Source organism: Nocardia sp. CA-136227, assembly GCF_050955695.1.
Taxonomy (GTDB): domain Bacteria; phylum Actinomycetota; class Actinomycetes; order Mycobacteriales; family Mycobacteriaceae; genus Nocardia.
Genome location: NZ_CP192081.1, coordinates 5128138 through 5153426 on the forward strand (window position 1 = coordinate 5128138; position 25289 = coordinate 5153426).

Here is a 25289-nt window from a genome sequence, read left to right on the forward strand (position 1 = left end):
GTCTCCTTACGCGGCAGCGGAATTACACGATGCCGCTGGGCTTGCGCCGGGTGCCGGGATCCTGGCGCGGCATGGAGTTCGGCGGCACCGGATACGGGGTGCCGACAGTCGCGGTCCCGAGGGCGATGTTCGGGCCGCACTGCGCGATGGCGTCGTTGACCTTCCGGTCCGCCGGGGCGAACACGGGCTTGGACGCATCGGGGCCGGAACCGAAGTCGAAGGCCGAGGTCATGTCACCGGTGACGCTGCGCCGCCACGCCGTCAGGTTCGGCACGTCGACTCCGAAGCGGCGCTCCAGGAGTCGCAGCTGCGAGGTGTGGTCGAAGGTCTCCGAGGCGACCAGGCCACCGCGGCTGTAGGGCGAGACGACCAGGCCCGGGACGCGGTAGCCGAGACCGATCGGACCGGTGATGCCCTCGTGCTTCTTGTCGATCGGCACCGTGACGTACTCCCCCGGCGTGCCCGCGGGCGCGGTCGGCGGGGTGACGTGGTCGAAGAAGCCGCCGTTCTCGTCGTAGCTGATGATCAGCGCGGTCTTCTCCCAGACCGCCGGGTTGGAGGTGAGGATGTCGAGCACCTGCATGATGCCGACCGCGCCGAAAGCCGGTGGCAGCGCGGGGTGTTCGCAGTTCAGCAGCGACGGGATCACCCACGACACGGCGGGCAGCTGGTTGGCGGCGACGTCGGCGGCGAAGTCCTGCGGATAGGCCGGGGCCTTACCCCGCCGGGCCAGTTCGGAATTCGGGTCGGCGGCCTGCTTGAAGCAGCCCATCATGCCGTCCAGGATCACCGACGACAGCGGGCCGACGTCCCGGTTGTTGTAGATCTTCCAGCTGACGCCGGCATCGGAGAGGTTCTCCGGCATGGTCCGCCAGCTGTAGGCGTTCTGCGGGATCAGAGTCGGCGTCTCGAGCAGCGGGCCGCCGTTGCGCCCCTCGGGGTCGATGGTCGCCGACATCCAGTACAGCCGGTTGGGGTCGGTCGGGCCGAGCACCGAGCAGTGGTAATTGTCGAGCAGGGTGAAGGCATTGGCCAGGTCCCAGTGCACCGGAATGTCGGCCTGGGTGTAGTAACCCATTGCGGCGGGCGCGTTTCCGGGCCCGACCGAGGCGATCGACATGGGCATCCAGCCGTCGTTGCGGCCGTTGTTCCACGCCTTGTGCATGGCCGCCCAGCTGTGGTCCGGGTCGTTGATGCACTCACCGTCGAGGCTGGCGCCGCGGGTGGTGTCGAGGCGGAACGGGTTCAGGAAGCCGTCCGCGGTGGGGCCGACGCCGGGGGTGTACCCGTACTGGTTCCAGGCCGGGGACGGGTCGTCGAACCCGCGCACCCCGGACATGGTGCCGAAGTAGTGGTCGAAGGAGCGGTTCTCCTGCATGAGCAACACGAAGTGCTCGATGTCGCCGAGTCCGCCCATACCCGCCGGGTCTGCGGCGTAAGCCTTTTCGATGATCGGTCCGGCGACCGACGCGAGCGCGCCCGCACCGCCCGCTGCCATGGCTTTCGCCAGAAATTCCCGCCTGTTGACTCCGGCGAACACGCCCATGCTCCGGTGGTGCCTTCCCGCTAGAAGTGACAGTGAAGGGACGGTGCCGACACGGATCGGTCGCACGTCCAGTTCGTATCCAACCTGCGCATCATGACAGCTCAGCGAACCGCTGGTAAACGAAAGTCCCCTGGTCGAGGACCAGGGGACTTTCGTTTATCGCTTAACGCGGATCAGCGAATCAGGCGTTGCCCGACAGCTTCTCACGCAGCGCGGCCAGCTGCGCGTCGCTCGCGAGCGAGCCACCGGCCGGCGCGTCCGAGGAGGAAGCGGCAGCCTGCGAACCGGACTCCGAGGAGTAGTTCTGCGGTCCACCGTTGGCAGCCTCGGCGGCGGCGTCGGCGGCCATCTTCTCCATCTGAGCGGTGTGCATCTTGTGGCGACGCTCGGCCTCGGCGTACCGGGTCTCCCACTCTTCACGCTGCTTCTCGAAACCGTCGAGCCATTCGTTGGTCTCGGAGTCGAAGCCCTCGGGGAAGATGTAGTTGCCCTGGTCGTCGTAGCTGTCGGCCATGCCGTACTTCGACGGGTCGAACTCGGCGGTGTAGTCCTCGTTGGCCTGCTTCAGCGACAGCGAGATACGACGACGCTCGAGGTCGATGTCGATGACCTTGACCATGGCGTCGTCGCCGACGGCGACAACCTGGTCCGGGACCTCGACGTGGCGCTCGGCCAGCTCGGAGATGTGCACCAGGCCCTCGATGCCCTCTTCGACGCGCACGAACGCACCGAACGGAACCAGCTTGGTGACCTTGCCCGGCACGATCTGACCGATCGCGTGGGTGCGGGCGAACTGACGCCATGGGTCTTCCTGGGTCGCCTTGAGCGACAGGGAGACACGCTCGCGGTCCAGGTCGACGTCGAGAACCTCGACGGTGACCTCGTTGCCGACCTCGACAACCTCGGACGGGTGGTCGATGTGCTTCCAGGACAGCTCGGAGACGTGCACCAGACCGTCCACGCCACCCAGGTCCACGAAGGCACCGAAGTTGACGATGGAGGAGACCACACCCTTGCGGACCTGGCCCTTCTGCAGCTGGTGCAGGAACTCGCTGCGGACCTCGGACTGGGTCTGCTCGAGCCAGGCGCGACGCGACAGGACCACGTTGTTGCGGTTCTTGTCGAGCTCGATGATCTTGGCCTCGATCTCCTTGCCGACGTACGGCTGGAGGTCGCGGACACGGCGCATCTCGACCAGCGACGCCGGGAGGAAGCCGCGCAGACCGATGTCCAGGATCAGGCCGCCCTTGACGACCTCGATGACGGTGCCCTTGACGGCCTCGTCCTTCTCCTTGAGCTCCTCGATCGTGCCCCAAGCCCGCTCGTACTGAGCGCGCTTCTTCGACAGGATCAGGCGGCCTTCCTTGTCCTCCTTGGTGAGAACGAGGGCCTCGACCTCATCGCCCACGGAAACGACCTCATTGGGGTCGACGTCGTGCTTGATGGACAGTTCGCGAGACGGGATCACGCCTTCGGTCTTGTAACCGATGTCGAGAAGGACCTCATCGCGATCGACCTTGACGATCGTGCCTTCGACGATATCGCCGTCGTTGAAGTACTTGATGGTCTTGTCGATGGCGGCGAGGAAGTCCTCGGCAGTGCCGATGTCGTTGACGGCAACCTGCGGCGAGGTGACAGTGGTGGGCATGTGTTGGGAGGCTCCGGACGGATTGTGGTCGGTAGTGGACATGTGGACTTTCGGTTTTGCTGCGGACAGCGGGCAATGGCTCTAATGTTGCACAACGCAGCACGACTATCTGCTCTACGCGGCTCGAGAAACCGGGTACAGAAGACACTCGCGGAAAACAGCGTACGCGACGGGTGTTGTACCAAGCAAACATGGGTCTCATCGCAAGCCTCGCTAGGGTGTGCCCATGTCCGAAGATCACTCTGCCACCCCCGACGACGCCCGGCACGCCCAGGCCAATGCCCTGCTCGGCACGGTGGGAGTGACACGTGCCAAGGTCGATTCGGAGTCGAGTCAGCGCGCCAGCCGCAAGTGGTGGGACGCCGACGCGGCGGCCTATCACGAGACGCACGCCGACTTCCTCGGCGTGGACTCCCCCGCCGGCGAGTTCGTGTGGTGCCCGGAGGGGTTGCACGAGGGTGACTGGCATCTGCTCGGCGATATAGAGGACAAGCGGATCCTGGAGATCGGCTGCGGCTCGGCCCCCTGCTCGCGCTGGCTCGCCTCGCACGGCGCGCACCCGGTCGGCCTCGACATCTCCCGTTCCATGCTGGATCGCGGTCTGGCCGCCATGGCTGCGGGCGGACCCCGCGTCCCGTTGATCCAGGCGGGCGCGGAGGATTTGCCGTTCGCCGACGAATCGTTCGATCTGGCCTGCTCGGCCTTCGGCGCGGTCCCCTTCGTCGCCGACTCGGCGCGTGTCATGCGCGAGGTCCACCGTGTCCTGCGTCCCGGCGGCCGCTGGGTCTTCTCCGTCAATCACCCGATGCGCTGGATCTTCCCCGACGATCCGGGTCCCGGCGGCCTGCGCGCCACCATTCCCTATTTCGACCGCACGCCCTATGTGGAGCTCGGCCCCGACGGCGAGCCCACCTACGTCGAGCACCACCGCACCATCGGCGACCGCGTTCGGGAGATCGTCGCCGCGGGGCTGATCGTGAAGGACATCATCGAACCCGACTGGCCGGAATGGCTCGACCGCGAATGGGGCCAGTGGAGCCCCCTCCGCGGCGAGATCTTCCCCGGCACAGCCATTTTCGTCACCGAGAAGCCGAGCTGACGGCTTCCGGATCAGGGTGCCGACCGCGGGTCGCGACTACTTCGGTTCGCGGCCCGCTTGTTTCAGAGCCATCCGGAGCGCGTATTCGATCTGGGCGTTGATGCTGCGCAGGTCGTCGGCCGCCCATTTGGCGATGGCGTCGTGGACGGCCGGGTCCAGGCGCAGCAGCACGCGTTTCGGCTCGCGTTTGGCGGCGGACATCAGGCGTAGAGGGTGCCGGCGTTGACCACGGGTGCGGCGGAGCGGTCCCCGCACAGCACGACCAGCAGATTGGACACCATCGCCGCCTTGCGCTCCTCATCCAGATCGACCACGCCCTGTTCCGCGAGCCGGTCCAGCGCCATGCCGACCATACCGACCGCGCCTTCGACGATGCGGCTGCGGGCCGCGACCACCTGGGCGGCCTGCTGGCGGACCAGCATGGCCTGGGCGATCTCCGGCGCGTAGGCGAGGTGGGTGATGCGGGCCTCGATGATCTCGATGCCGGCCAGTTCGGTGCGGGCGCGCAGCTCCGTGGTCAGCTCGCCCGCGACCTCCGCGCCGTCGCGCAGGCTCGAGGTGCTCGCGTCGTCGGTCTGGTACGGGTGGGTGGTGGCCAGGTGCCGGACCGCGGTCTCGGACTGGGTGCGCACGAAGTCCTCGTAGTCGTCGACGGCGAAGGCGGCCTTGTAGCTGTCCACCACCTGGTAGACGACGACCGCGGCGATCTCGACCGGGTTGCCGTCCAGGTCGTTGACCTTCAGCTTCTGGGTCTCGAAGTTGCGGATGCGCAGCGAGATGCCGCGCCGGCTGGACAGCGGGGTCACCCAGTGGAAGCCGGACTCGGCGACCGAGCCGATGTAGCGGCCGAAGAACTGGATCACCTTGGCCTGGTTGGGATTCACCGTGATGAAGCCGCTGGCGGCGAGCACCGCGGCCACGATGGTGACCGCCAGCGCGATGCCGATGACGGTCCGCGCACCTCCTTCGGCGCCGCTGCTCAGCGCGTGCGACTCCAGCACGATTCCGACGACCAGCAAGATGAAGACCCCCAGCATGAGGAACCCGTTCAACCGGAAGGCCCGACGCATCTCCATGACACTCTCCTAGTATCGAAGTGATATCACGACGATAGCGCGGGCAGGCTTGCGCGGCAAGCTCGAAAAGCAGCTCGCCCCGCCGCGCAAAGGTGCGGCGGGGCAAAGGGCTTCGGGTTCAGGCGATCAATTCGCGCGGATATTGCGGTTGTTGCGGAACAGGTTGGCGGGGTCGTACTTCGCCTTGAGCGCGGCCAGCCGGTCGTAGGTGGCGGGGCTGTACCCGGCCCGGGTCTGCGCCTCGTCGGCCTGGTCGCCACTGCCGTAGAGGAAGTTGAGGTTGTGGCCGATGGTCCACGGCCGCAATGTCTTTCGCACCAGCGCCAGCTGGTCGCGTACCGCCTCGACGGTGTCCGGTCGCGGCATGGCCAGCACCCGCGCGATGTACTGCGCGTCGCGGTGGTCCATCGAGATCCCGTGCGGGCCCGGACGGCTCAATGCCCCGCCCAGGTGCCGGAATCCGGCCACCGTGGGCAGCGCGGCCTCGGGTCCGGTCGCCGCCAGGAAAGCGTCGGCGGCGTCGGCGGGCAGGTCCGAGAGCAGCGCGTTGGTGGCGGTGTAGGCGTGCGGGTGATCCGGATCCCGGTAGATGGCATGGCTTTCCGTGTAGGGCATCATCCGCAGGTCGTCGGTCATGCGCTCCCCGACCGCGCGCAGCGGCGCGACGAGGCGTTCACCTTCCGCCTCGGTACCGGTGAAGGCGATATTGATGGTCGCCACGTACCGCCCGCGCAGGTGCGGGGGCAGCTGCGGGATATCGGGGAAGGTCAGCATGGTGATGGCCGAGGTGACGGTCTCGGGCACCTCCCGGGTCCACCGACGCCAGGCCTCCAGCGCCGGGGCGACCAGCGCGGTGTCGAACTGCAACTGGCCGCCGTAGACCCGGGTGACGGGCAGCAGGTCCAGTTCCAGCGCGGTGACCACGCCGAAGTTGCCGCCGGTGCCCAGCACCGCGCCGAACAACTCGTCCGCGGGCGTCAGGCGGCGCAGGCGGCCGTCGGCGGTGACGATCTCGACGGCCCGCACATGCTCTGCGGCATAACCGTATTCACGCGCCAGGATGCCGACCCCGCCGCCGAGAATGTAGCCGACCACGCCGACCGAGAGCGAGGAGCCGTTCAGCGGCGCCAGGCCGTGCGCGGCGGCCGCCTCGATCAGGGCTCCGGCCCGCACGCCCGCCCCGACGCGGGCGGTGCGCGCGTCCGCGTCGACGCGGATGTCGGTGAGGCGGCCGGTGGTGATGAGCACGCCGCCGTCGGCGGCGACCGACAGTCCGTGCCCGGTGGCCTGCACGGCGACCGGAAGTCCGTGCCGCGCCGCGTATTCCACGGCGGCGCGGACGTCCTCGGCGTGCGCCGCGGCCACCACGACGGCGGGCCGGTGGGTGTACGCGGTTTGGAATCCGGCGATCTCGGCGTCGTAGCCGGTGTCGCCGGGCTGGAAGACGGGTCCGGTGGTGGCGGGCAGTTCGGTGATCACTGTCTTCGTCATGTCTCCCACCCTGCTCGCCCCGGAACAATAACTCCAACAGATAGTTCTTCTCGTAGCTAGAATCACCAGTTATGGAACTGCGTCAGCTGCGCTACTTCGTCACGGTCGCCGAGGAGGCGAACTTCACCCGCGCGGCGGCCCGCCTGCATCTGGCCCAGCCCGGTCTCAGCGCGCAGATCCGCCGGCTGGAACGCGAACTGGGACAGCCATTGCTGGATCGGACGAGCCGCTCGGTCACGCTCACCCCGGTCGGCGAGGCGGTGCTGCCGATCGCCCGCGCGGCCCTCGAACACGTCGAGCGCATCACCCACACCGTGGACGAATTCACCGGCCTGCTGCGCGGGCACGTGCGGGTCGGCTTGATCTCCGGCGCGGCGGGCGAGGAGATCGACATCGCCCAGGTGTTGTCCGACTTCCACCGCGATCACCCGCAGATCGGCATCTCCCTCACCGAGGACACCTCCGACGCCATGTACGGCGCCCTGCGTCGCGGCGAGCTGGACATCGGCCTGCTCTCCATCTCGGAGGATCTGGACCCGAGCATCGGCACCGAGCTCATCTACGAGAGCACGATCGTGGCGGCGGTGCCGGTGGCGGCCGAGGGCTACGGCGACCGGATCACCCTGACCGAACTGTGCGAGCACCCGCTCATCTGCCTGCCCACCGGCACCGGGCTGCGCGCGCTACTCGAAAACGCCTGCGCCGCGGCCTCTCTGACACCCGATGTGGCGTTCGAGGCCGCCGCACCCCCGCTGCTGATCCGGCTGGCCGCCCACGACCTCGGCATTGCCGTCATTCCGCGAATCCCGGCGGACGAGGCCACCCGCCTCGGCATCCGCACCCTGGAGATCGATCCGGCGATGTGCGGCCGCCTGGTGCTGGCGTGGAGCACCGAACGCCCCCTGAGCCCGGCCACGAAAGTCCTGCTCGGCCAACTCCGTATCGCGCTCGCGACCTGGAAGACGCCGGGTCAGGCGAATACGGCCCGCAGGCCGCGGTCGCGGACGGCCTGAATCCCGACCAGCGCCAGCAGCACGACGCCGGTCACGATGTGTTCGATGGCGTCGCTCCGGTGATTCGGGAAGCTGAACATCAACACGTTGTGCGCGAACAGCGCCCAGATCCCGACCACGAATCCGCCTCCGACAGCGGCGATCACGCAGTACCAGGCGGCCCAGCGCTTACGCAGGGCGGCGAGCAGCGCGGGGGTGAACAGCAGCAGGCCCGCGAGCCCGTGCCAGCCGTTGTAGTCCATGCCGAGAACCGGTGTGGCCGGGGCGTGTTCGCCCATCGCAAAGCTGGGTTCGGCGATCCAGCCCACGATCGCCCACACGATGTGGACGACGCCGACCGCGAAGACCGCTCCTTGCAGAAAGCTCCATCGCGCCCGCGCAACCGGACGCTCCCCTGTCGCCGTCATCGCCATGTCGCCGCCTCCCAACGGTGCGACCGAATATCTACTACAAACTGTAGTTGACTTGACGGCTCCGCGTAAGTGCCATCACATAATTACCTAACCTTCCCTATTGCTACTCGCAATAGGGAAGGTTAGGGTAGTTTTTGTGACCGATCGTCTCTACTCCGTCGAGGAAGTCGCCGAACGCCTCGGCCTGCACGTGCGCACAGTCCGTGGGTACGTGCGGGAAGGAAAGCTGCCCGCCACCCGCATCGGCAAGCAGTACCGCATCACCCGGGCGGATCTGGAAGCCTTCACCGGCCTGCCCGCCCCCGAGGGCGGATCGACTGCCCCGCAACGGTATTCGGAGGTGTCCAGCATCATCGAGGTCGATGCCGCGGATCCCTCGATCGCCGACCGGGTCAGCACGCTGCTGACCGCGGCGGCGGGCACCCACACCGGCGACTGGCAACCACTGCGGGTGCAGACCTTCTACGACCGCGAACGCGCCCGCCTGAAGGTCATTCTCGTCGGCGGCCTGGGCGATACCGCCCGGCTGCTCGAATACATGGAAGGAGTTCTCGCGTCGTGAACGCGATCTACAAGTCCGAGGCCGGACGGGCCGCCATCCAGGCCCGCTACCAGGAACTGGTGCGCCGCTGGCCGGTCGCGGTGGAGCAGTTGCACATTCCGACCCGGGAGGGCGACACCTTCGTGCTGGCCTCCGGCCCGAAGGACGCGCCGCCGGTGGTCCTGCTGCACGGGTCCGGGGCCAACTCCGCCACCTGGCTCGGCGATATCGCCTCCTGGGCAACCGATTTCCGCGTCTACGCGGTCGACATGGTGGGCGAGCCCGGCGGCAGCGCCGAGTCCCGCCCGGCGCTCGGCTCGGACGCGGTCGCGTCATGGCTCGACGATGTCCTTGCCGGACTGGGCGTTTCCGCCGCGGCCTTCGTCGGCATGTCGCTGGGCGGCTGGACCGCCCTGGATTACGCGGTCCGCCGACCCGACGCCGTCACCAGGCTGGCGCTGCTGTGCCCCGGCGGGATCGGCAAGCAGCGCTTCGGCTGGATCTTCAAGAACCTGCTCGACCACCTGTTCAGCAACCACGACCTGCGCCGCTCGGCCGCCATCGTCACCGGCCTGAACCTCACCGACCACGCCGAGATCCTCGACGACGTGACGCTGACCTTCACCCACTTCAACCCGCGCACCGGCAAACTGCCCCTCTTCACCGACGCGCAGCTGAGCGCCCTCCCGATGCCGGTCCTGGTGATCGTGGGAGAGGACGACGTCATGTTCAAGTCCGCCGACACCGCCCACCGCGCACAGCAATCCATCCCGGACGCGACCACCCGGGTGCTCCCGGGCGTCGGTCACGCCATCCTCGGTCAGACCGCGCCCGTGCTGGAGTTCCTCCGCAAGTAAAAAGATCAGGGAGCCCTCGCGCCGAGGGCTCCCTGATCTCGTTGTGGGACTACAGGATTCGCGAGAGGAACGCCTTGGTCCGGTCGTGCTGGGGATTGGCGAGCAGCTCACGCGGATCGCCCGCCTCCACCACGACACCGCCGTCCATGAAGGCCAGCTGGTCGGCCACCTCACGGGCGAAACCCATCTCGTGGGTGACGACCACCATGGTCATGCCCGAGGCCGCGAGTTCGCGCATGACGCCGAGCACCTCGCCCACCAGCTCCGGGTCCAGCGCCGAGGTGGGCTCGTCGAAGAGCATCAGCTTGGGGTCCATGGCCAGGGCGCGCGCGATGGCGACACGCTGCTGCTGACCGCCCGACAGCTGGGCGGGGTAGGCATCGGCCTTGTCCGCCATACCGACTCGGGCCAGCAGATCCCGGGCGCGGGCCACCGCGTCGGCCCGCTTGAGCTTCTTGACCTGGGTCGGCGCCTCGATGATGTTCTCCAGCGCCGTGCGGTGCGGGAACAGGTTGAAGTGCTGGAACACCATGCCGATATCGCGGCGCTGCTTGGCGGCGTCGCGCGGGTGCAGCTCGTAGAGTTTGCCGTTCTTCTCGCGGTAGCCGACCAGATCCCCGTCCACGTACAGCCGTCCGGCATTGACCCGCTCGAGGTGGTTGATGCAGCGCAGGAAGGTGGACTTGCCGGAACCGGACGGGCCGATCAGGCACAGCACCTCGCCGCGCTTCACCTCGAGGGTGATGCCCTTGAGCACGTTCAGCGCGCCGAAGCTCTTGCACACCCGGTCGGCGCGCACCATCGGCACCGCCGAGGGCGGCAGCGAGCCGTCGATCAGCGGCGTGGATTCCTTGGAGAACGACATCGAATCCTCGGACATGTTCACCTATCCCGTTCCGCCGGCGACCTGCGCCTGGGCCAAGGCGCGCAACTGTTTCGCGGTCAGCTGCCGGGAGGAACCGCGCGAGTAGTACCGCTCCAGGTAGTACTGGCCGATCATGAGCACGCTGGTGACGGCCAGATACCAGGTGGCAGCGACCAGCAGCAGCGGGATCGGCTGGAAGTTCACGCTGTAGATGTCGCGAGCCCGGCCGTAGAGGTCGGTGGTGAGCGGGATGGCCGTCACCAGCGAGGTGGTCTTCAGCATGGAGATGAGCTCGTTGCCGGTCGGCGGGATGATCACCCGCATGGCCTGCGGCAGCACCGTGCGGGTCATGGTCTGCGACCACGACATGCCCAGCGCCACCGACGCCTCGCGCTGCCCCTCGCCCACCGAATTGATTCCGGCGCGGACGATCTCGGCCATGTAGGCGGCCTCGTTGAGACCCAGGCCGATCATGGCGAAGAAGAACGGCGCCGACCAGTGCTGCACATCGAAGTGCGTCAGCGACGGCCCGAACGGCACACCCACGGTGACGGTCTTGTACAGCGACGGGAACAGGCCCCAGAACACCAGCTGCACATAGACCGGCGTCCCGCGGAAGATCCACAGGTACGCCCACGCCACCGAGCGCAGCACCGGGTTCGGCGACAGGCGCATGACCGCCAGCAGCACGCCGAGCACCACGCCGATCAGCATGGCCAGCACGGTCAGTTCCAGAGTCACCAACGCGCCCTGGGCGATTCGCTTGTCACCCAGGTACTTGAAGTAGGTGTTCCAGTGGTAGGCCTCGTTGGTCTTGGCGCCCCAGATGAACAGGGCCAGGGCGATCAGGATGATCGCGGCGGCGATCCACCGGCCCGGCCGTCGCAGCGGAATCGCCTTGATCGGCTCGGGCTCGGAGCTCTCGACCGGCATCGAGAGGTGGTTCTTGTCCTGCGACATAGGAGGTCAGCTGGCCCCGTTGATGACGGACTTGGTGATCGCGCCCTCCTGGACACCCCAGTTCTCGGCGATCTTCTTGTACTGGCCGTTGTCCATCAGGTACTGCACGGCTTCCTGCAGCACCGGCGCCAGCGTGGAGCCCTTCTTGACCGGCCAGCCGTACGGCGCGGAGTCGAAGATCTTGCCCGCGGGCTCGATCTTGTCTCCGGCCTGCTTGATGGCGTACGCGGTCACCGGGGAATCGGCGGACATGGCGTCGACCTGGCCCTGCACCAGCGCGTTGGCGGCGGCGGACTGCTCGTCGTAGGCGACCTTCTGGATCTCCGGCTTACCCGCGGCGACGCACGCCTTGGACTTGGCCGGGATCTCGTCGGTGTCCTGAACGGTGGTGCGCTGCACCGCGACTCGCTTGCCGCAGGCATTGTCGGGGTCGACGGTCTTGCCCTTCTGCTGGGCCCACTGGCTGCCCGCGGAGAAGTAGGTGACGAAGTCGGCGGTGGCCTCGCGCTCCTTGTTGTCGGTGAAGGAGGACATGCCGAGGTTGTAGGTGCCGGCCTCGATGGAGGGGATGATCTTCTCGAAGTCGGCTTCCTTGTAGTCCGCGTTCAGGCCCAGCACCTTGGCGACCGCGTCCATCAGGTCGACGTCGAAGCCGACGATCTTGCCGCTGGACGGATCCCGGTACTCGTTGGGCTGATACGGAACGTTGACGCCGACGGTCAGCTTGCCGGAGGACTTGATGTCGGAGGGGACCTTGCCCGCGATGGTGTCGACCTTGGCCACGTCGACCTTGGCCACCTCGGGACCGCTGGACTCGGAATTACTGGTACAAGCGGTCAGTGCGAGAGCGCCACCGGCGACGACGACAGCGGCTCGCAGGGCACGCCCGCGAAAAGAGTTACGAACAGACACAGCAGTCCTCCACAGTTCGGGTGCGCGACATCCGTGGGTCGCCCGCCGTTTGAAATGTAAGCGAGTGACACCGTCCGCGTCGGCCGGTAACCGAAGATTAATCGGCGACACGCCAGAGCGGGGCCGAACACGCCCGGCCCGGAATGCGCGCTCACCAGCGGTGCAGCCGTGCGCGCACCTGCTCGGTGAATTCGGAGGTAGAGGCTAGCCCACCCAAATCGGACGTTGCAACACCAGCTCGCAACGTGTCAGCAACCGAGCGTTCGATGCGGTCGCCGACCCGGCGCAATGCGCTGTAGCGCTGGGTGCGACCCATCCAGTGCAGCATCGCCGCCGCGGAGTTGAACAGCGCCACCGGATTCGCGCGATTGCGCCCAGCCAGGGTCGGGGCCGCGCCGTGCACCGCCTGCGCCATGATCTGGGTATCGGAGCAGTTCACCGAGGCGGCCATACCGAGCGAACCACTCAATTCGCCCGCCAGATCGGACAGGATGTCGCCGAACAGATTCTCGGTGACGATCACGTCGTAGTCGCGGGCCGCGCGGACCAGATGCGCCGCCGCCGCGTCCACGTGCTCGTCGTCGATCTCCACGTCCGGGTAGTCCGCGGCCACCTCGTAACAGATATCGCGGAACATGCCCATGGTCATGGGCAACACATTGGCCTTGTGCACCACGGTCAGCTTCTTCGAACGCTCCGACGCGATCTCGAACCCCAGCCGCGCGATGCGTTCGATCGCGGCCCGGGTGAACACGCCGACCGACAGCGCGACATCCCGCGACGGCTGGAACTCGCCCGACCCGGCGGCCATATTGCGGTCGGCGTAGAGGCCCTCGGTGTTCTCGCGCAGGATCAGCAGATCCATGTCCTGGGCCAGCGCGCGCACCCCTTCGAGGCTGCGGGCCGGGCGGATGTTCGCGTAGAGACCGAAGCGCTTGCGGACCGCGCCCGCGGGCGGCAGGCCGGTGCGGTGTTCGGGGGCGTAGGAGGCGCTGTCGTGCGGGCCCATGATCCAGGCGTCGAGTTCGGCCAGCGCGGCGAGCGTCTGCTCGGGCACCGGGTTGCCGAACTGTTCGATCGCCTCGTGCCCGAGCGGCAGCGGGACCCACTCCACCGGCGGCAGGCCCGTGGTCTCGAAGGCGTCGTCGACCACATGCCGGGTGGCACGGACGATTTCGGGGCCGATACCGTCGCCCTCCAGCAGGCCCAGCCGGATTCGAGTCTCGCTCTCGCTCATGGCAGTCATCCTCGCGCAACCCCTGCCGCCGTCGCGCCCCGGCACACGCTGCCACGCCTGTTTCGAGACCTGGACGAGGATCGCGCGTAAGTTCAGGACACCATGGTGCAATCGGTGGAACTGGTGCTCGACGAGGCGTCCGAGACCGCGGTGCGGCGGCAGTGGGCGGCGCTGAGCGAACTCGGCCTGCACACGCCCGGGCCCTGGTACCGGCCGCACATCACCGTCGCGGTGGCCACCGAGATCTGGCCCCGGCTGGACAAGGTCTTGGCGCAGCAGGACTTCCACCCGTTCCCCGTGCGCCTGGGCGGACTACTGGTCTTCGGATCCCGTGCCGCCGTACTGGTTCGGGCGGTGGTGCCATCCGAACCACTGATCTCCTTGCAGCACAGGCTGTTCCGGGTGGTCGCCGACTGCCCGGGCATCCCCGGCAATGTCCGGCCCGACAACTGGACCCCGCACGTCACCCTCGCCCGCCGGCTGAGACCGGGCCAGTTCGACGCCGCACTGGGCGCGGTGGGCTGGGACAAGGACGTGCGGGCTACCGTGGAGGATATCCGCCGATGGGACGGTGACCGGCGCGCCGAATGGTCGGTGACCCGCCGGTGACCGGCCCACCCGGTAGCGCGGGGAAGATAACCGCAGGGCCCGGTGTTGGACCGGGGACATCGATACGAGAGGAAGCCATGGCCACCCAGACCCTGACCGAACAGAACTTCGACGAGGTAGTCACCGGTAACGACGTGGTTCTCGTCGACTTCTGGGCCTCGTGGTGCGGTCCGTGCCGCAGCTTCGCCCCGACCTACGAGAAGTCGTCCGAAACCCACCCCGACGTGGTGCACGGCAAGGTCGACACCGAGGATCAGCAGGGACTGGCCGCGGCGGCCAACATCCGCTCCATCCCGACCATCATGGCGTTCCGCGAGGGCGTGCTCGTCTTCGCGCAGCCCGGCGCGCTGCCCCCGGCCGCGCTCGAGGATCTGGTCACCCAGGTGAAGGCTCTCGACATGGACGAGGTGCGCAAGCAGCTCGCCGAGCAGGAGTCCGCCAAGTAGCCGCCTCCCGCCGCAGCGTCAGCGCCGCAACTCCCGAAGGAGTTGCGGCGCTTCGCTTTTCACGGATGAATCAGAAGTGCGAGCCGAGGTGGTTGATGCCCGCGATCATGGCGCGGATGGTCGACTCGGCGGCGTCGTCGGCGAGGGCCGCGCCCCAGCCGCGGCGGCCGTTGAACTCGCACTGCACGAAGGTGGCGGTGCCGTCCGGAGTGCGGCGCTGATGGAAGGCGAGGATCTCCACCGGGTAGCCCTCGTCGTAGAGCGCCGAGGTGAGCGCGGCCACCGGGCTGCCGGTCGCCACGACGGTGCGCAGGTGGGAGGCGATTTCCAGGGTGGCCGTACCGGCGCGGTCGCCGATCGGCGTCCAGTCGCTGAGCTTGACCGGGCCCATCGGGTCGCAGTAGCGGTCGTGGAACTCGGCGGGGGTCAGGCCGGTGCATTCGGCCCGCAAGGTCGCGGGAGCGGCGGCGATGAACATGGCGGTATCCAGGGTGATGGTCATTGAACTAGGTCTTCCCGACTTCTTCCGAAGAATTGACAGAGGGGACCAGCAAAAGAAAGTTCTATCGGCCGCAGCGAGGGGCCGGTCCGAATCAGACCCCGCTACGGCGGAGAACTACGAGTACGCGATCGCCGGCCACATTCGCGGTAAGCGAAATAAGCGCTGCGCGGTCGCGGTCTGCGACGTCGAGCGCTGCGCTGCGGCTGTTGGCGGGATTCGGCACGGGGTCGAGCATAGGGGGGAGCTCACGTAATGGCAACCATATTCGTGAGGGACCCACGGGTAACTTCGTCGCAGGTCACCGCCGATGCGACGGGCGCCACACGACCCCCGGCGCGGCCGCGAGCAAACACTGTGGGCCCGGCAAACATCCGATTCGTGAACATCCCCAGGTCGACGCAATTCCGGCAACCCGTACAGCGGGTTGCGGGCGGGTGCCGGCGCGCGCGGAGAGGGCGTCCGAGACACAAACCGCCCGCACCGAAACCCAGTGCGGGCGGTCCGCGTGTCGCACGACTCGCGAGTGCGTGTCGAGTTCCCTAGTGCGCGGCCGAATCCCAGCTGCGGCCCACGCCCACCGACACCTCCAGCGGCACCGACAGCTCGATGGCATTGGACATGTGCTCGCGCGCAAGCGATTCCAACCGCTCCCGCTCCCCCGCGGCGACCTCGAAGACGAGTTCATCGTGGATCTGCAGCAACATGCGGGATTTCAGGCCCGCCTCCCGGATCGCCTTCTGGGTGTCGATCATGGCGACCTTGATGATGTCGGCCGCGGTGCCCTGGATGGGGGCGTTGAGGGCCATGCGCTCGGCGGCCTCGCGGCGCTGCCGGTTGCTGGAATCCAGGTCCGGCAGGTAGCGGCGGCGGCCGAACAGGGTCTCGGTGTAGCCGACCTTGCGGGCCTGATCGACCGCGTCGTGCAGGTAGTCGCGGATGGCGCCGAAGCGGTTGAAGTAGATGTCCATCTGGACCTTCGCCTCGTCGGCGCTGATCTTCAACTGCTGGGACAGGCCGTACGCGGACAGACCGTAGGCCAGGCCGTAGGACATGGCCTTGATGCGGCGGCGCAGCTCCGGCTCCACCTCGGCGATCGGGATGTCGAAGGCCTTGGAGGCGACGAAGTTGTGCAGGTCCTCGCCCGAGTTGAAGGCCTCGATGAGGCCTTCGTCCTTGGACAGGTGGGCCATGATCCGCATTTCGATCTGGCTGTAGTCGGCCGTCATCAGCGACTCGTAGCCGGGGCCGACGACGAAGGTGTCGCGGATGCGGCGGCCCATGTCGGTGCGGATCGGGATGTTCTGCAGGTTCGGCTCGGTCGAGGACAGGCGGCCGGTGGCGGCGACCGTCTGGTTGAAGGTGGTGTGGATGCGGCCGTCGTCGGCGACCGACTTGAGCAGGCCGTCGACCGTCACCTTGAGGCGGGTGGCGTCGCGGTGCTCGAGCAGGTGCTGCAGGAACGGGTGCTGGGTCTTCTCGTAGAGGCCCTCGAGCGCGTCGGCGTCGGTGGTGTAGCCGGTCTTGGTGCGCTTGGTCTTCGGCATGTCGAGCTCGTCGAACAGGACCACCTGCAGCTGCTTGGGCGAGCCCAGGTTGATCTGCTTGCCGATGACGCCGTAGGCGGCCTCGGCGGCCTCGGCGACGCGGTCGGCGAACTCGCGCTGCAACTGCTCGAGCTGGGCGGAGTCGACCGCGACGCCCGCGGCCTCCAGGTCGGCCAGCACGCTCAGCAGCGGGAGCTCCATATCGCGCAGCAGTGCGGTGGACTCGATCCGCTCGAGTTCGGCGTCGAAGGCGTCGGCGAGGTCGTAAACCGCTCGGGCGCGCAGCATCTGGGCATTGGCGGCCTCGGCGTCCACCTCGTCCTCGTCGTCGAGCAGCGACAGCTGGGTCTCCCCGGCATTGTCGACGCGCAGCTCCCGGCTCAGGTAGCGCAGCGACAGGTCCTCCAGGTTGAAGGTGCGCTGGCCCGGCAGGATCAGGTAGGCGGCCAGCGCGGTATCGCTGGTGAGCCCGGCCAGCCGCCAGCCGCGCCCGCGCAGGGCGTGCATGGCGGTCTTGGCCTCGTGCAGCGCCTTCGGCGTCGCCGGGTCGGCCAGCCAGTCGCCGAGCGCCTTCTCGTCCTCGGGGGTGAGGGTGTGCACGTCGATGTAGGCGCCCTCGCCGTCGGCGGCGGCCAGGGCGATGGCCTGGGTGTCGCCGTGCGTCGGCAAGCCGTTGCCGACCACGGAAACCCCGTGCCGCACACCGGTTCCGGCGTGCTCGGCCAGCCAGGCGGCGACGGTGCCGGCGGCCAGCGCGCTGCCGCTGATCTCGAAGCCGGACTCGGCCTCGGGCTCGACCGGGGCCAGGGTGTCGAACAGGCGGTCGCGCAGCACCCGGAATTCCAGCTCGTCGAACAGCCGGTGGATCTTGTCCCGATCCCACGGCTGCACGGCCAGCTGGTCGGGCGTGTAGGGCAGCGGCACCGTCTTCACCATCTCGGTGAGCTGCCGGTTGAGCACCACGCTGGACAGGTTGGCGCGCAACGCGTCTCCGACCTTGCCCTTCACCTTGTCCACCTGGTCGACCAGGGTGGCCAGGTCCCCGTACTCGCGGATCCACTTGGTGGCGGTCTTCTCCCCCACGCCCGGAATGCCCGGCAGGTTGTCACTCGGGTCGCCACGCAGCGCCGCGAAGTCCGGATACTGCGCGGGGGTGAGCCCGTACTTCTCCTCGACCGCGGCCGGGGTGAACCGGGTGAGCTCGGAGACGCCCTTCTTCGGGTAGAGCACGGTGACGTTGTCCTCGACCAGCTGCAGCGAGTCACGGTCACCGGTCACGATCAGCACCCGGAACCCCTGGGCGACGGCCTGCGTGGTGAGCGTGGCGATCAGATCGTCCGCCTCGTACCCCTCGATGGCCATGACCGGAATCCCCAGCGCGCCCAGCACTTCCTGGGTGGTGTCCACCTGCCCCTTGAACTCGTCCGGGGTGGTCGCCCGATTCGCCTTGTACTCCGGGAACGCCTCGGTCCGGAACGTCTTGCGGCTCACGTCGAACGCCGCCGCCACATGCGTCGGCTTCTCGTCCCGCAGCAGGTTGATCAGCATCGCCGTGAATCCGTACACGGCATTGGTGGTCTGCCCGCTCTGCGTCTTGAAGTTCTCCGCGGGCAGCGCGTAGAACGCGCGATAAGCCAGCGAATGCCCATCCAGCAACAGCAGGGTCGGCTGCTCCCCGGGCACGGCTTCGGACGCAACAACAGGACGCTGATCAGTAGAGGCAGGGGTCACCCGCAAGAGTCTAGGTACCGCCCCCGACATCCGTGGGCAGCGGGCGCACTCGGCCCGTCGCCCCAGGTCAGCGAAACCGATTTCATCCTCGACCCGCTACCTGGTAGCGTTGCCCCCGCCAAGGGGTGTAGCTCAATTGGCAGAGCAGCCGTCTCCAAAGCGGCAGGTTGCAGGTTCGATTCCTGTCGCCCCTGCTTGAAGGTTCGGGCCGGTCACCGGAAGGTGACCGGCCCGAATGCTTTTCGGGGTGGGTGGGGCCGGCCGCCGCCGGTCAGCCGACGCCGAGGTAGGCGGACTTGACGGCGGGGTCGGTGAGCAGGGCTCGGCCGCCGCCGGTCTTGGTCACCTCGCCGGTTTCCAGGATGTAGGCGCGGTCGCTGCGGGTCAGGGCCTGCTGGGCGTTCTGTTCGACCAGCAGGACCGTGGTGCCCTGGGCGTTGATGTCGGCGATGATCCGGAAGATCTGCTGGATCACCATGGGGGCCAGGCCCATCGACGGCTCGTCGAGCAGCAGCAGCTGCGGGCGGGCCATGAGGGCGCGGCCGATGGCCAGCATCTGCTGCTCGCCGCCGGAGAGGGTGCCGCCCACCTGGCGGCGGCGCTCCAGCAGGCGCGGGAACAGCTCGAAGACCCAGTCCAGGGTTTTCGCGTAGTCCGCCTTCGACGCGAACGGCCTTGCGTGGCAACCCATGTCGAGGTTCTCCTGGACCGTCATGCCCGGGAAGACGCCACGGCCCTCGGGGGCCTGGATCAGGCCCGCCACCACGCGTTCGTGGGCCTTCATGCGGGTGATGTCGCGGCCCTGGAACATGATGCGGCCGCGGGTCAGCGGCAGCAGGCCCGACAGGGCCCGCATGGTGGTGGTCTTGCCCGCGCCGTTCGCACCCAGCAGGGTGACCAGCTCGCCCTGCCCGACCTCCAGCGAGATGCCGTGCAGCGCTTGGATTCTGCCGTAGTTCACGACCATGTCCTCGACCGTCAGCAGCGGCTCGCCGGTCGAGGCGGTGGGCGCGACGGAACCGGGCGCCTGCTTGGTGAGATCCGGAACCGGTTCGGCGGCAATGCTTCGCGCCTCGGCCGCGTCCTCGGCCGACTCGGCGTCGGCCTCGTCGGGCACGCCCAGGTAGGCGTTGATCACCGCGGGATCCTGGCGGATCTGCTCCGGCAACCCGTCGGCGATCTTGCGGCCGAATTCCAGCACCACGATGCGGTCGGTCACGCCCATGACCAGTCGCATGTCGTGCTCGATGAGCAGCACCGTGTAGCCGTCGTCGCGGATCTTGCGGATCAGATCCATGAGCGCGGACTTCTCGCTCGGATTGAACCCGGCGGCGGGCTCGTCCAGGCACAGCAGTTTCGGCTCGGTCGCCAGCGCGCGGGCGATCTCCAGGCGGCGCTGATCGCCGTAGGAGAGGTTGCGCGCCTTCTCGACCGCGTGCGGCGCGATGCCGACGTACTCCAGCAACGCCATGCCCCGCTCGAGCGAGTCCTTCTCCTCCTCGCGGTGCCGCGGGGTGCGGAAGAGCGCGCCCGGGACCGAGGTCTTGTGCCGGGCGTCCGCGCCGACGACCACGTTCTCCAGCGCGGTCATCTCCCCGAAGAGCCGGATGTTCTGGAAGGTGCGCGCGATGCCCAGCCGGGTGATCTCGTTGCGCTTGGTCTTGGTCAGCGGCTTGCCGTCGAAGTAGACCGTGCCGTCCGACGGGCGGTACACCCCGGAGATGGCGTTGAAGCAGGTCGTCTTGCCCGCGCCATTGGGCCCGATGAGTCCGAGGATCTCGCCGCGGCGGATCTCGAAGCTCACATTGTCGAGCGCGGTGAGACCGCCGAACCGCATGGTCAGCCCGTCGGTGCGCAGCAGCGGCGCGCCGACCGCGGTCTCGATGTCCCGGTGCGGCGCAACGACTTCCGCGACCACCTCGGGGTCCTTGTAGACGGGCAGCACCTCGGTCACGTCGAGCATGCCGGCGCTGGGCTCCACCTCGGGCCGCGCGTACCCGGCCGCCATGTCCTCGTTGTCGAACAGCGCGTCGCCCGGCCCCGTCACTGTGCAGCTCCCGTCGTCTGCGCGGCCACCGCCGGCCGTCGCACCGCCCGATAAACCTGCCGCCCGTAGGTCAGCAGTTTCTGCCGCGCCGGGAACAGACCCTGCGGCCGGAAGATCATCACGACCACCAGCGTGAGACCGAAGAAGAGGTACTTGTAGTCACCGAGCGACTGCCCGCCCACGTTCACGCCCATGAACCGGTTGGGCAGGTACACGATCAGGAAGGCGCCCACGATCACGCCGAGCTTGTTGCCCTGCCCGCCCAGCACCACCGCGCACAGGAACAGCATCGAGTTGATGACGTTGAACCCCTGCGGATTCACGTACTGCACCTGACCCGCGTACAGCGCGCCCGACAGACCGCCGATGGCCGCGCCGATCATGAACGCCCACAGCTTGAACTTGAAGGTGGGCACGCCCATGATCTCGGCGGCGTCCTCGTCCTCCCGGATGGCGACCCACGCGCGACCCACCCGGCTGCGCTCGAGATTGCCGACCAGCATGAGCACGGCGACCACCAGGACAATGCCCAGCCAGTACCACCAGGTGCCGGAGTTGGCCCGGTCCAGCACATTCCAGGTGTGCACGTCACCGAGATTGCCGGAGGAGAAGTAGCCGCCCGGATGAGTGTCGGACTCGCCGACGTGCGGGTACTGGATGCGGGACAGGCCGAGGCTGCCGTTGGTGATCTCAGGCAGATTGTCGGCCAGCAGCCGGACGATCTCACCGAAACCGAGGGTCACGATGGCCAGGTAGTCGCCGCGCAGGCGCAGCGTCGGCGTGCCCAGGATGAGACCGGAGATCGCGGTCGCCAGGATCGCGATCGGGACGCATGCCAGCCACGCCCACTGCGGATCGAGCCAGCCCCCATTGGTCTGGTTCCACGGACTGTTCGGACTGGTCAGCAGGCCGACCGAGTACGCGCCGACCGCGTAGAAGCCGACATAGCCCAGGTCGAGCAGACCCGCCTGCCCGACAACCACATTCAGGCCGATGGCGATGAGCGCGTACATGGCGAACTGCGCCATCACCCCGCCGAAACTGGTGCCGGGCGTGTCCAGCAGCGGCAGCTTGAACAGCGGCAGCGCGGCCAGCACGATGACCGCGGGAATGCCGAACGCCCATTGCGCCGGTCGCGAGAGCCCGGCCCACCAGGTGCGGATGGCGTCGCCGACGCCCCGTCCCGCGGGTGAACTGTGCGGCGCGGGAGTCGTTTTCGTGTCGGTCATGCGCGCGCCCTCCCCAGGCTCTCCCCGAGAATGCCGGTGGGCCGGACCATGAGCACCGCGACCAGCACCACGAACGCGACCACGTCACGCCACTGATCGCCGAAGAGCACCTGGCCGTAGTCCTCGGCCAGGCCGAGCAGCAGACCGCCCAGCAGCGCGCCGCGCAGGTTGCCGATACCGCCCAGCACCGCGGCGCTGAAAGCCTTGATGCCCAAAATGAATCCGCCGTTGTAGATGATGCCGTTGGGGATCTTGAGCGTGTACAGCAGCGCGGCGGCGCCCGCGAGCACACCGCCGATGAGGAAGGTCAGCATGATGACCCGCTCCCGGGAGACGCCCATCAGCGTCGCCGTGTCGGGGTCCTGGGCCACCGCGCGAATGCTGCGGCCGAATTTGGTCCGGTTGATCAGCAATTCGGTGGTGAGCGCCAGCGCCACCGCGGCCAGCACGATCACCAGCGCGATATTGGTGACCGACGCGCCGAAGAGCTTGAACTGCTCGGTGGGCGTCACCAGCTGGATCGGCTGCTGCGCGTTGGTGCCGCCGAGCTTGTTGCCGGTGAGCTTGGGCAGGATGTAGTGCACGAATTCCTGCAGCACGAACGACATTCCGATCGCGGTGATCAGGAAGATCAGCGGTTTCGCGCCGCGTTTGCGCAGTGGCCGGTACGCGACTCGCTCCAGCGCCACCGCGGCCGCGCCGGAAACCAACATGCCGAAGACCATGGCCGCTGCGAGGTAGACCACGGTCAGTCCGACACCCTGGGAGTACGTATCACCACTGGCCGCGAATCCGAACACCATCAATCCGACCAACTGGCCGAAGGTGCCGAGCATGAATACTTCCGAATGGGCGAAATTGATCAGGCGCAACACACCGTAGACGAGTGTGTAGCCGACCGCGACCAGGGCATAGATCGAGCCGTAGGTCAGTCCTTCGACGGTGAGCCGCCAGAATTGATCGGCGACCCCGGACAGATCGAACTTGATGGACCCGCTCGCGAGGAGGGTCACATCGGCCAAAGCGGGTGCAGACATTCGTTACTTTCCGCTGTCGTGGAAAACAGCGTGTGCCGAAACGAATTTCGGCACACGCTGTTCCGATTAACAGTGATCGCTACTTGACCTGATACATCCAGATCAACGCGTTGGCCAATTCACCCGTGGAACCCCACTTGTACTGACGCGCCAGACCCTGGCCGTCGTAGCCGCGCACGTATTCGACCAGGTCGGGGCGGGTGACCTTACCGGCCTCGATGCCCTTGAGCACGATCGTGGTCAGGTCGTAGCCCTCGGTCGAGTAGGTGCCGGGCTCGTAGTTGTTGAACGCCTTGTAGGCGGTGGCGAACTTGTCACCGGCCGGACCACACGGGCAGGAGAGCAGCGCGTCCTTGGACTTGCTGCCGGCCTGCTTGGTGAACTCGACGTCCTTGGTGCCGTCGTCGGAGATGAAGGTCGCGGTCACGCCGCCGTCGCGCAGCTGGCTCACCAGCGGGGCGGCCTCGGCGTAGTAGCCCGCGTAGAAGATGCCGTCCGGCTTGGCCGATGCCATCTTGGACACGGTCGCCGAGAAGTCCTTCTGCTTCGCCTTCACGCTGGCCGCGCAGCTCGGGTCGGCGATCGGACCCAGACCCTCGGTGACCGTCTTGGCCAGGCCGGTGCCGTAATCCGAGTCGTCCTGGATGACGCAGATCTTCTTGAACTTGCCGGTGCCCTTGAGGTATCCGGCCACCGCCGGGCCCTGGATGCCGTCATTGCCCAGACCGCGGAAGAAGTTGGTCCAGCCGTTGGTGGTGAGGGTGACATTGGTGGCCGACGGCGTCAGCGACAGCAGGTTGGCCTGGTTGAGGATCGCGCCGGTCGCCTTGGTCTCACCGGAGAAGGTGGGGCCGATCAGCGCCACGATCGACGGGTCGCTGACGATGGTCGGAATGACCTGGGTGGCCTTCTGCGGGTCGCCCTCGGTGTCGAATTCCTTGACCGAGACCTGGCAGCCGGGGTTGGCCTTGTTGTGCTGGTCCAGCGCCAGCTTCACACCGCGGATGATGTTGAGGCCGAGGTTGGCGTTGTCGCCGGTCAGCGGGCCGGCCATCGCGATGGTCTGCGGGGCGCACTTGCCCTTGCCGTCACCGGCGGGGTCGGCGGCCGCGCTGGAGTCCGTGACCGGGACCTCCTTGCCCTGCGAGTCCACCTGCACCAGGGGCGAAATGGTCAGATTCGACCCGCCTCCGCCCGAATTGTCCGTCGATTTGCTACTGCAGCCGGCACTGCCCAATGCGAGTACGGCCGCGGCCCCGACGACAAGCATCTTGACCGTGCGACTGTGCCGCAGGGTCGACGTGCGCGTCATTGAACCAAGCACGATTCACCTCATGTTCTGTGCGCCCCCGGGGTGACCGAGGAGGGCCGCCCCATCGATCGGCCCGCACAGAAACATAGTCGGGCCACGTTAGGTCCGCATCACATTCGAATCATTCATGTGACATCGCAACTAAAGTGGAACGCCCTGTTGTTACCGCACTGTTAATTTCCTCAGTGCATTAGTGGCAACAACAGGGCGACGACCCGGCAAATGCGACTTACTTCGGTGCGAGGTTCTCCAGCACCACTTCCGCGACCGCCTTCATAGTGGTGCGACGATCCATGGCGGTGCGCTGAATCCACTTGAACGCCTGCGGCTCGGATAGCCCCTGGGTCTGCATGAGCACACCCTTGGCACGCTCCACCAGCTTGCGCGTCTCGAGCCGGTCGGTGAGGTTCGCGACCTCGCTCTCGAGCGCGGCGATCTCATGGAATCGCGATGCGGCCAATTCGATGGCCGGCACCAGATCCGACTTGGTGAACGGCTTCACCAGGTACGCCATCGCCCCCGCGTCGCGTGCCCGTTCGACCAGGTCGCGCTGACTGAAGGCGGTCAGGATGACCACCGGCGCAACGCGTTTCGACGCGATCTCGGCCGCCGCGTCGATGCCGTCCCGGCGCGGCATCTTCACGTCCATGATCACCAGATCCGGACGCAGCTCCACAGCGAGGTCCACGGCCTGCTGACCGTCACCCGCCTCACCCACCACGTGATAGCCCTCTTCGGAGAGCATCTCCACCAGGTCCATCCGGATGAGCGCCTCGTCCTCGGCAACCACCACCCGCTTGGGGGCGGACGCCGCAGCGTCCTTCTTCGAACCGCCCCCTGCTGTCGTTCCCATAGATGAACCCCTGTCGCTTCCGAAATCCGATACCCGATGCCACCTCGTCTTGCGCCACCCTCACAGGACCAGCACGCACCCGAGTCTCCCAAAGAGTACCGTTCACCCGGCCCTACAACCCACGTACCCAGGGCAAACCGACCAGTATCACAACGATGTAGTCGCCCGACCACCTCGATTTCTTGGTTTGCCCCACCACCCGCTATCATTTCCCTCCGGTGCGCCGAGTTGGCGGAATTGGCAGACGCGACGGTCTCAAAAACCGTTGCCCGGAAGGGCGTGTGGGTTCGATTCCCACACTCGGCACCATGGGAGATCCCG

The 25289-nt window shown here is 67.4% G+C and carries 23 protein-coding genes, 2 tRNA genes and 1 pseudogene; 8 read left to right on the plus strand and 18 right to left on the minus strand.

Annotated features, from left to right (window positions below; all coding sequences use genetic code 11):
- Window positions 1–22: 22 nt before the first annotated feature.
- Both ACQP06_RS23675 and rpsA read right to left on the minus strand, forming a co-directional pair.
- Window positions 23–1546, minus strand: a complete 1524-nt coding sequence (locus ACQP06_RS23675; protein ID WP_379280556.1) for a phospholipase C — start codon at window positions 1544–1546, stop codon at window positions 23–25.
- A gap of 181 nt (window positions 1547–1727) precedes the next feature.
- Window positions 1728–3194, minus strand: a complete 1467-nt coding sequence (gene rpsA, locus ACQP06_RS23680; RefSeq protein ID WP_357097851.1) for a 30S ribosomal protein S1 — start codon at window positions 3192–3194, stop codon at window positions 1728–1730.
- A gap of 226 nt (window positions 3195–3420) precedes the next feature.
- Here rpsA and ACQP06_RS23685 point away from each other — a divergent pair, with 226 nt between their 5' ends.
- Entirely contained in the window at window positions 3421–4293 is an 873-nt protein-coding gene (locus ACQP06_RS23685; protein ID WP_433666676.1) for a class I SAM-dependent methyltransferase, read from the plus strand.
- 36 nt (window positions 4294–4329) lie between these two features.
- Here the strand turns inward: ACQP06_RS23685 and ACQP06_RS23690 are convergent, their stop codons facing one another.
- The 3 genes from ACQP06_RS23690 to ACQP06_RS23700 form a co-directional block, all read right to left on the minus strand.
- Window positions 4330–4494, minus strand: coding sequence for a hypothetical protein (locus ACQP06_RS23690; RefSeq protein ID WP_433666677.1), 165 nt, complete (start codon window positions 4492–4494; stop codon window positions 4330–4332).
- Window positions 4494–5369, minus strand: a complete 876-nt coding sequence (locus ACQP06_RS23695) for an SPFH domain-containing protein (protein WP_433666678.1) — start codon at window positions 5367–5369, stop codon at window positions 4494–4496. The genes ACQP06_RS23690 and ACQP06_RS23695 overlap by 1 nt, the downstream gene beginning before the upstream one ends.
- A 126-nt stretch (window positions 5370–5495) precedes the next feature.
- Entirely contained in the window at window positions 5496–6860 is a 1365-nt protein-coding gene (locus ACQP06_RS23700; RefSeq protein WP_433666679.1) for an FAD-binding oxidoreductase, read from the minus strand.
- A gap of 71 nt (window positions 6861–6931) precedes the next feature.
- Between ACQP06_RS23700 and ACQP06_RS23705 the strand changes: the two genes are divergently transcribed.
- Window positions 6932–7873, plus strand: coding sequence for a LysR family transcriptional regulator (locus ACQP06_RS23705; RefSeq protein ID WP_433666680.1), 942 nt, complete (start codon window positions 6932–6934; stop codon window positions 7871–7873).
- On the opposite strand, the gene ACQP06_RS23710 is transcribed toward ACQP06_RS23705, so the two are convergent.
- The gene (locus ACQP06_RS23710) at window positions 7831–8286 is read right to left on the minus strand and encodes a DUF4383 domain-containing protein (protein WP_433666681.1); all 456 of its coding nucleotides are present in this window, start codon (window positions 8284–8286) and stop codon (window positions 7831–7833) included. The genes ACQP06_RS23705 and ACQP06_RS23710 overlap by 43 nt on opposite strands.
- Before the next feature lie 136 nt (window positions 8287–8422).
- On the opposite strand from ACQP06_RS23710, the gene ACQP06_RS23715 reads away from it, so the two are divergent.
- Window positions 8423–8848, plus strand: a complete 426-nt coding sequence (locus tag ACQP06_RS23715; RefSeq protein ID WP_433666682.1) for a helix-turn-helix domain-containing protein — start codon at window positions 8423–8425, stop codon at window positions 8846–8848.
- Complete coding sequence (locus ACQP06_RS23720; protein ID WP_433666683.1) at window positions 8845–9684, plus strand: alpha/beta fold hydrolase; 840 nt, start codon at window positions 8845–8847, stop codon at window positions 9682–9684. Before ACQP06_RS23715 ends, ACQP06_RS23720 begins: the two co-directional genes overlap by 4 nt.
- A 49-nt stretch (window positions 9685–9733) precedes the next feature.
- Here ACQP06_RS23720 and ACQP06_RS23725 read toward each other — a convergent pair whose 3' ends face one another.
- From ACQP06_RS23725 to ACQP06_RS23740, 4 genes are all read right to left on the minus strand, one after another.
- A complete protein-coding gene (locus tag ACQP06_RS23725) occupies window positions 9734–10486 on the minus strand; it encodes an amino acid ABC transporter ATP-binding protein (protein WP_379279564.1) in 753 nt (250 codons plus the stop codon).
- A gap of 84 nt (window positions 10487–10570) precedes the next feature.
- Window positions 10571–11509, minus strand: coding sequence for an amino acid ABC transporter permease (locus tag ACQP06_RS23730; protein WP_433666684.1), 939 nt, complete (start codon window positions 11507–11509; stop codon window positions 10571–10573).
- A 6-nt stretch (window positions 11510–11515) separates the two neighbouring features.
- On the minus strand, window positions 11516–12421 hold the full coding sequence (locus tag ACQP06_RS23735; protein ID WP_433666685.1) for an ABC transporter substrate-binding protein: 906 nt from the start codon (window positions 12419–12421) through the stop codon (window positions 11516–11518).
- Window positions 12422–12572: 151 nt separating this feature from the next.
- Window positions 12573–13658 carry an isocitrate/isopropylmalate dehydrogenase family protein gene (locus tag ACQP06_RS23740; RefSeq protein ID WP_433666686.1) on the minus strand — a complete coding sequence of 362 codons (1086 nt, stop codon included), beginning with the start codon at window positions 13656–13658 and terminating at the stop codon, window positions 12573–12575.
- Window positions 13659–13760: 102 nt separating this feature from the next.
- Here ACQP06_RS23740 and ACQP06_RS23745 point away from each other — a divergent pair, with 102 nt between their 5' ends.
- Entirely contained in the window at window positions 13761–14267 is a 507-nt protein-coding gene (locus ACQP06_RS23745) for a 2'-5' RNA ligase family protein (protein ID WP_433666687.1), read from the plus strand.
- Between the two features lie 77 nt (window positions 14268–14344).
- Entirely contained in the window at window positions 14345–14713 is a 369-nt protein-coding gene (gene trxA, locus ACQP06_RS23750) for a thioredoxin (protein ID WP_433666688.1), read from the plus strand.
- 70 nt (window positions 14714–14783) lie between these two features.
- Here the strand turns inward: trxA and ACQP06_RS23755 are convergent, their stop codons facing one another.
- Window positions 14784–15215 carry a 2-keto-3-deoxygluconate kinase gene (locus ACQP06_RS23755; RefSeq protein ID WP_433666689.1) on the minus strand — a complete coding sequence of 144 codons (432 nt, stop codon included), beginning with the start codon at window positions 15213–15215 and terminating at the stop codon, window positions 14784–14786.
- A 539-nt stretch (window positions 15216–15754) separates the two neighbouring features.
- Complete coding sequence (gene polA, locus ACQP06_RS23760) at window positions 15755–18490, minus strand: DNA polymerase I (RefSeq protein ID WP_433666690.1); 2736 nt, start codon at window positions 18488–18490, stop codon at window positions 15755–15757.
- A 121-nt stretch (window positions 18491–18611) separates the two neighbouring features.
- Between polA and ACQP06_RS23765 the strand changes: the two genes are divergently transcribed.
- A tRNA-Trp gene (locus ACQP06_RS23765) sits at window positions 18612–18684 on the plus strand.
- 77 nt (window positions 18685–18761) lie between these two features.
- Here ACQP06_RS23765 and ACQP06_RS23770 read toward each other — a convergent pair.
- The 6 genes and pseudogenes from ACQP06_RS23770 to ACQP06_RS23795 form a co-directional block, all read right to left on the minus strand.
- Window positions 18762–19457 carry an ABC transporter ATP-binding protein gene (locus ACQP06_RS23770; RefSeq protein WP_379278071.1) on the minus strand — a complete coding sequence of 232 codons (696 nt, stop codon included), beginning with the start codon at window positions 19455–19457 and terminating at the stop codon, window positions 18762–18764.
- Between the two features lie 138 nt (window positions 19458–19595).
- Window positions 19596–20453, minus strand: a pseudogene (locus ACQP06_RS23775) (ABC transporter ATP-binding protein); the annotation flags it as partial.
- Between the two features lie 80 nt (window positions 20454–20533).
- Entirely contained in the window at window positions 20534–21766 is a 1233-nt protein-coding gene (locus ACQP06_RS23780; protein ID WP_433666691.1) for a branched-chain amino acid ABC transporter permease, read from the minus strand.
- A complete protein-coding gene (locus tag ACQP06_RS23785) occupies window positions 21763–22803 on the minus strand; it encodes a branched-chain amino acid ABC transporter permease (protein ID WP_433666692.1) in 1041 nt (346 codons plus the stop codon). The genes ACQP06_RS23780 and ACQP06_RS23785 overlap by 4 nt, the downstream gene beginning before the upstream one ends.
- A 79-nt stretch (window positions 22804–22882) precedes the next feature.
- Window positions 22883–24115: a branched-chain amino acid ABC transporter substrate-binding protein gene (locus ACQP06_RS23790; RefSeq protein ID WP_433666693.1), complete on the minus strand. Its 1233-nt coding sequence runs from the start codon at window positions 24113–24115 to the stop codon at window positions 22883–22885.
- A gap of 229 nt (window positions 24116–24344) precedes the next feature.
- Entirely contained in the window at window positions 24345–24968 is a 624-nt protein-coding gene (locus ACQP06_RS23795; RefSeq protein WP_357097904.1) for an ANTAR domain-containing response regulator, read from the minus strand.
- Between the two features lie 222 nt (window positions 24969–25190).
- Between ACQP06_RS23795 and ACQP06_RS23800 the strand changes: the two genes are divergently transcribed.
- Window positions 25191–25277 (plus strand) — tRNA-Leu (locus ACQP06_RS23800).
- Window positions 25278–25289: the final 12 nt, after the last annotated feature.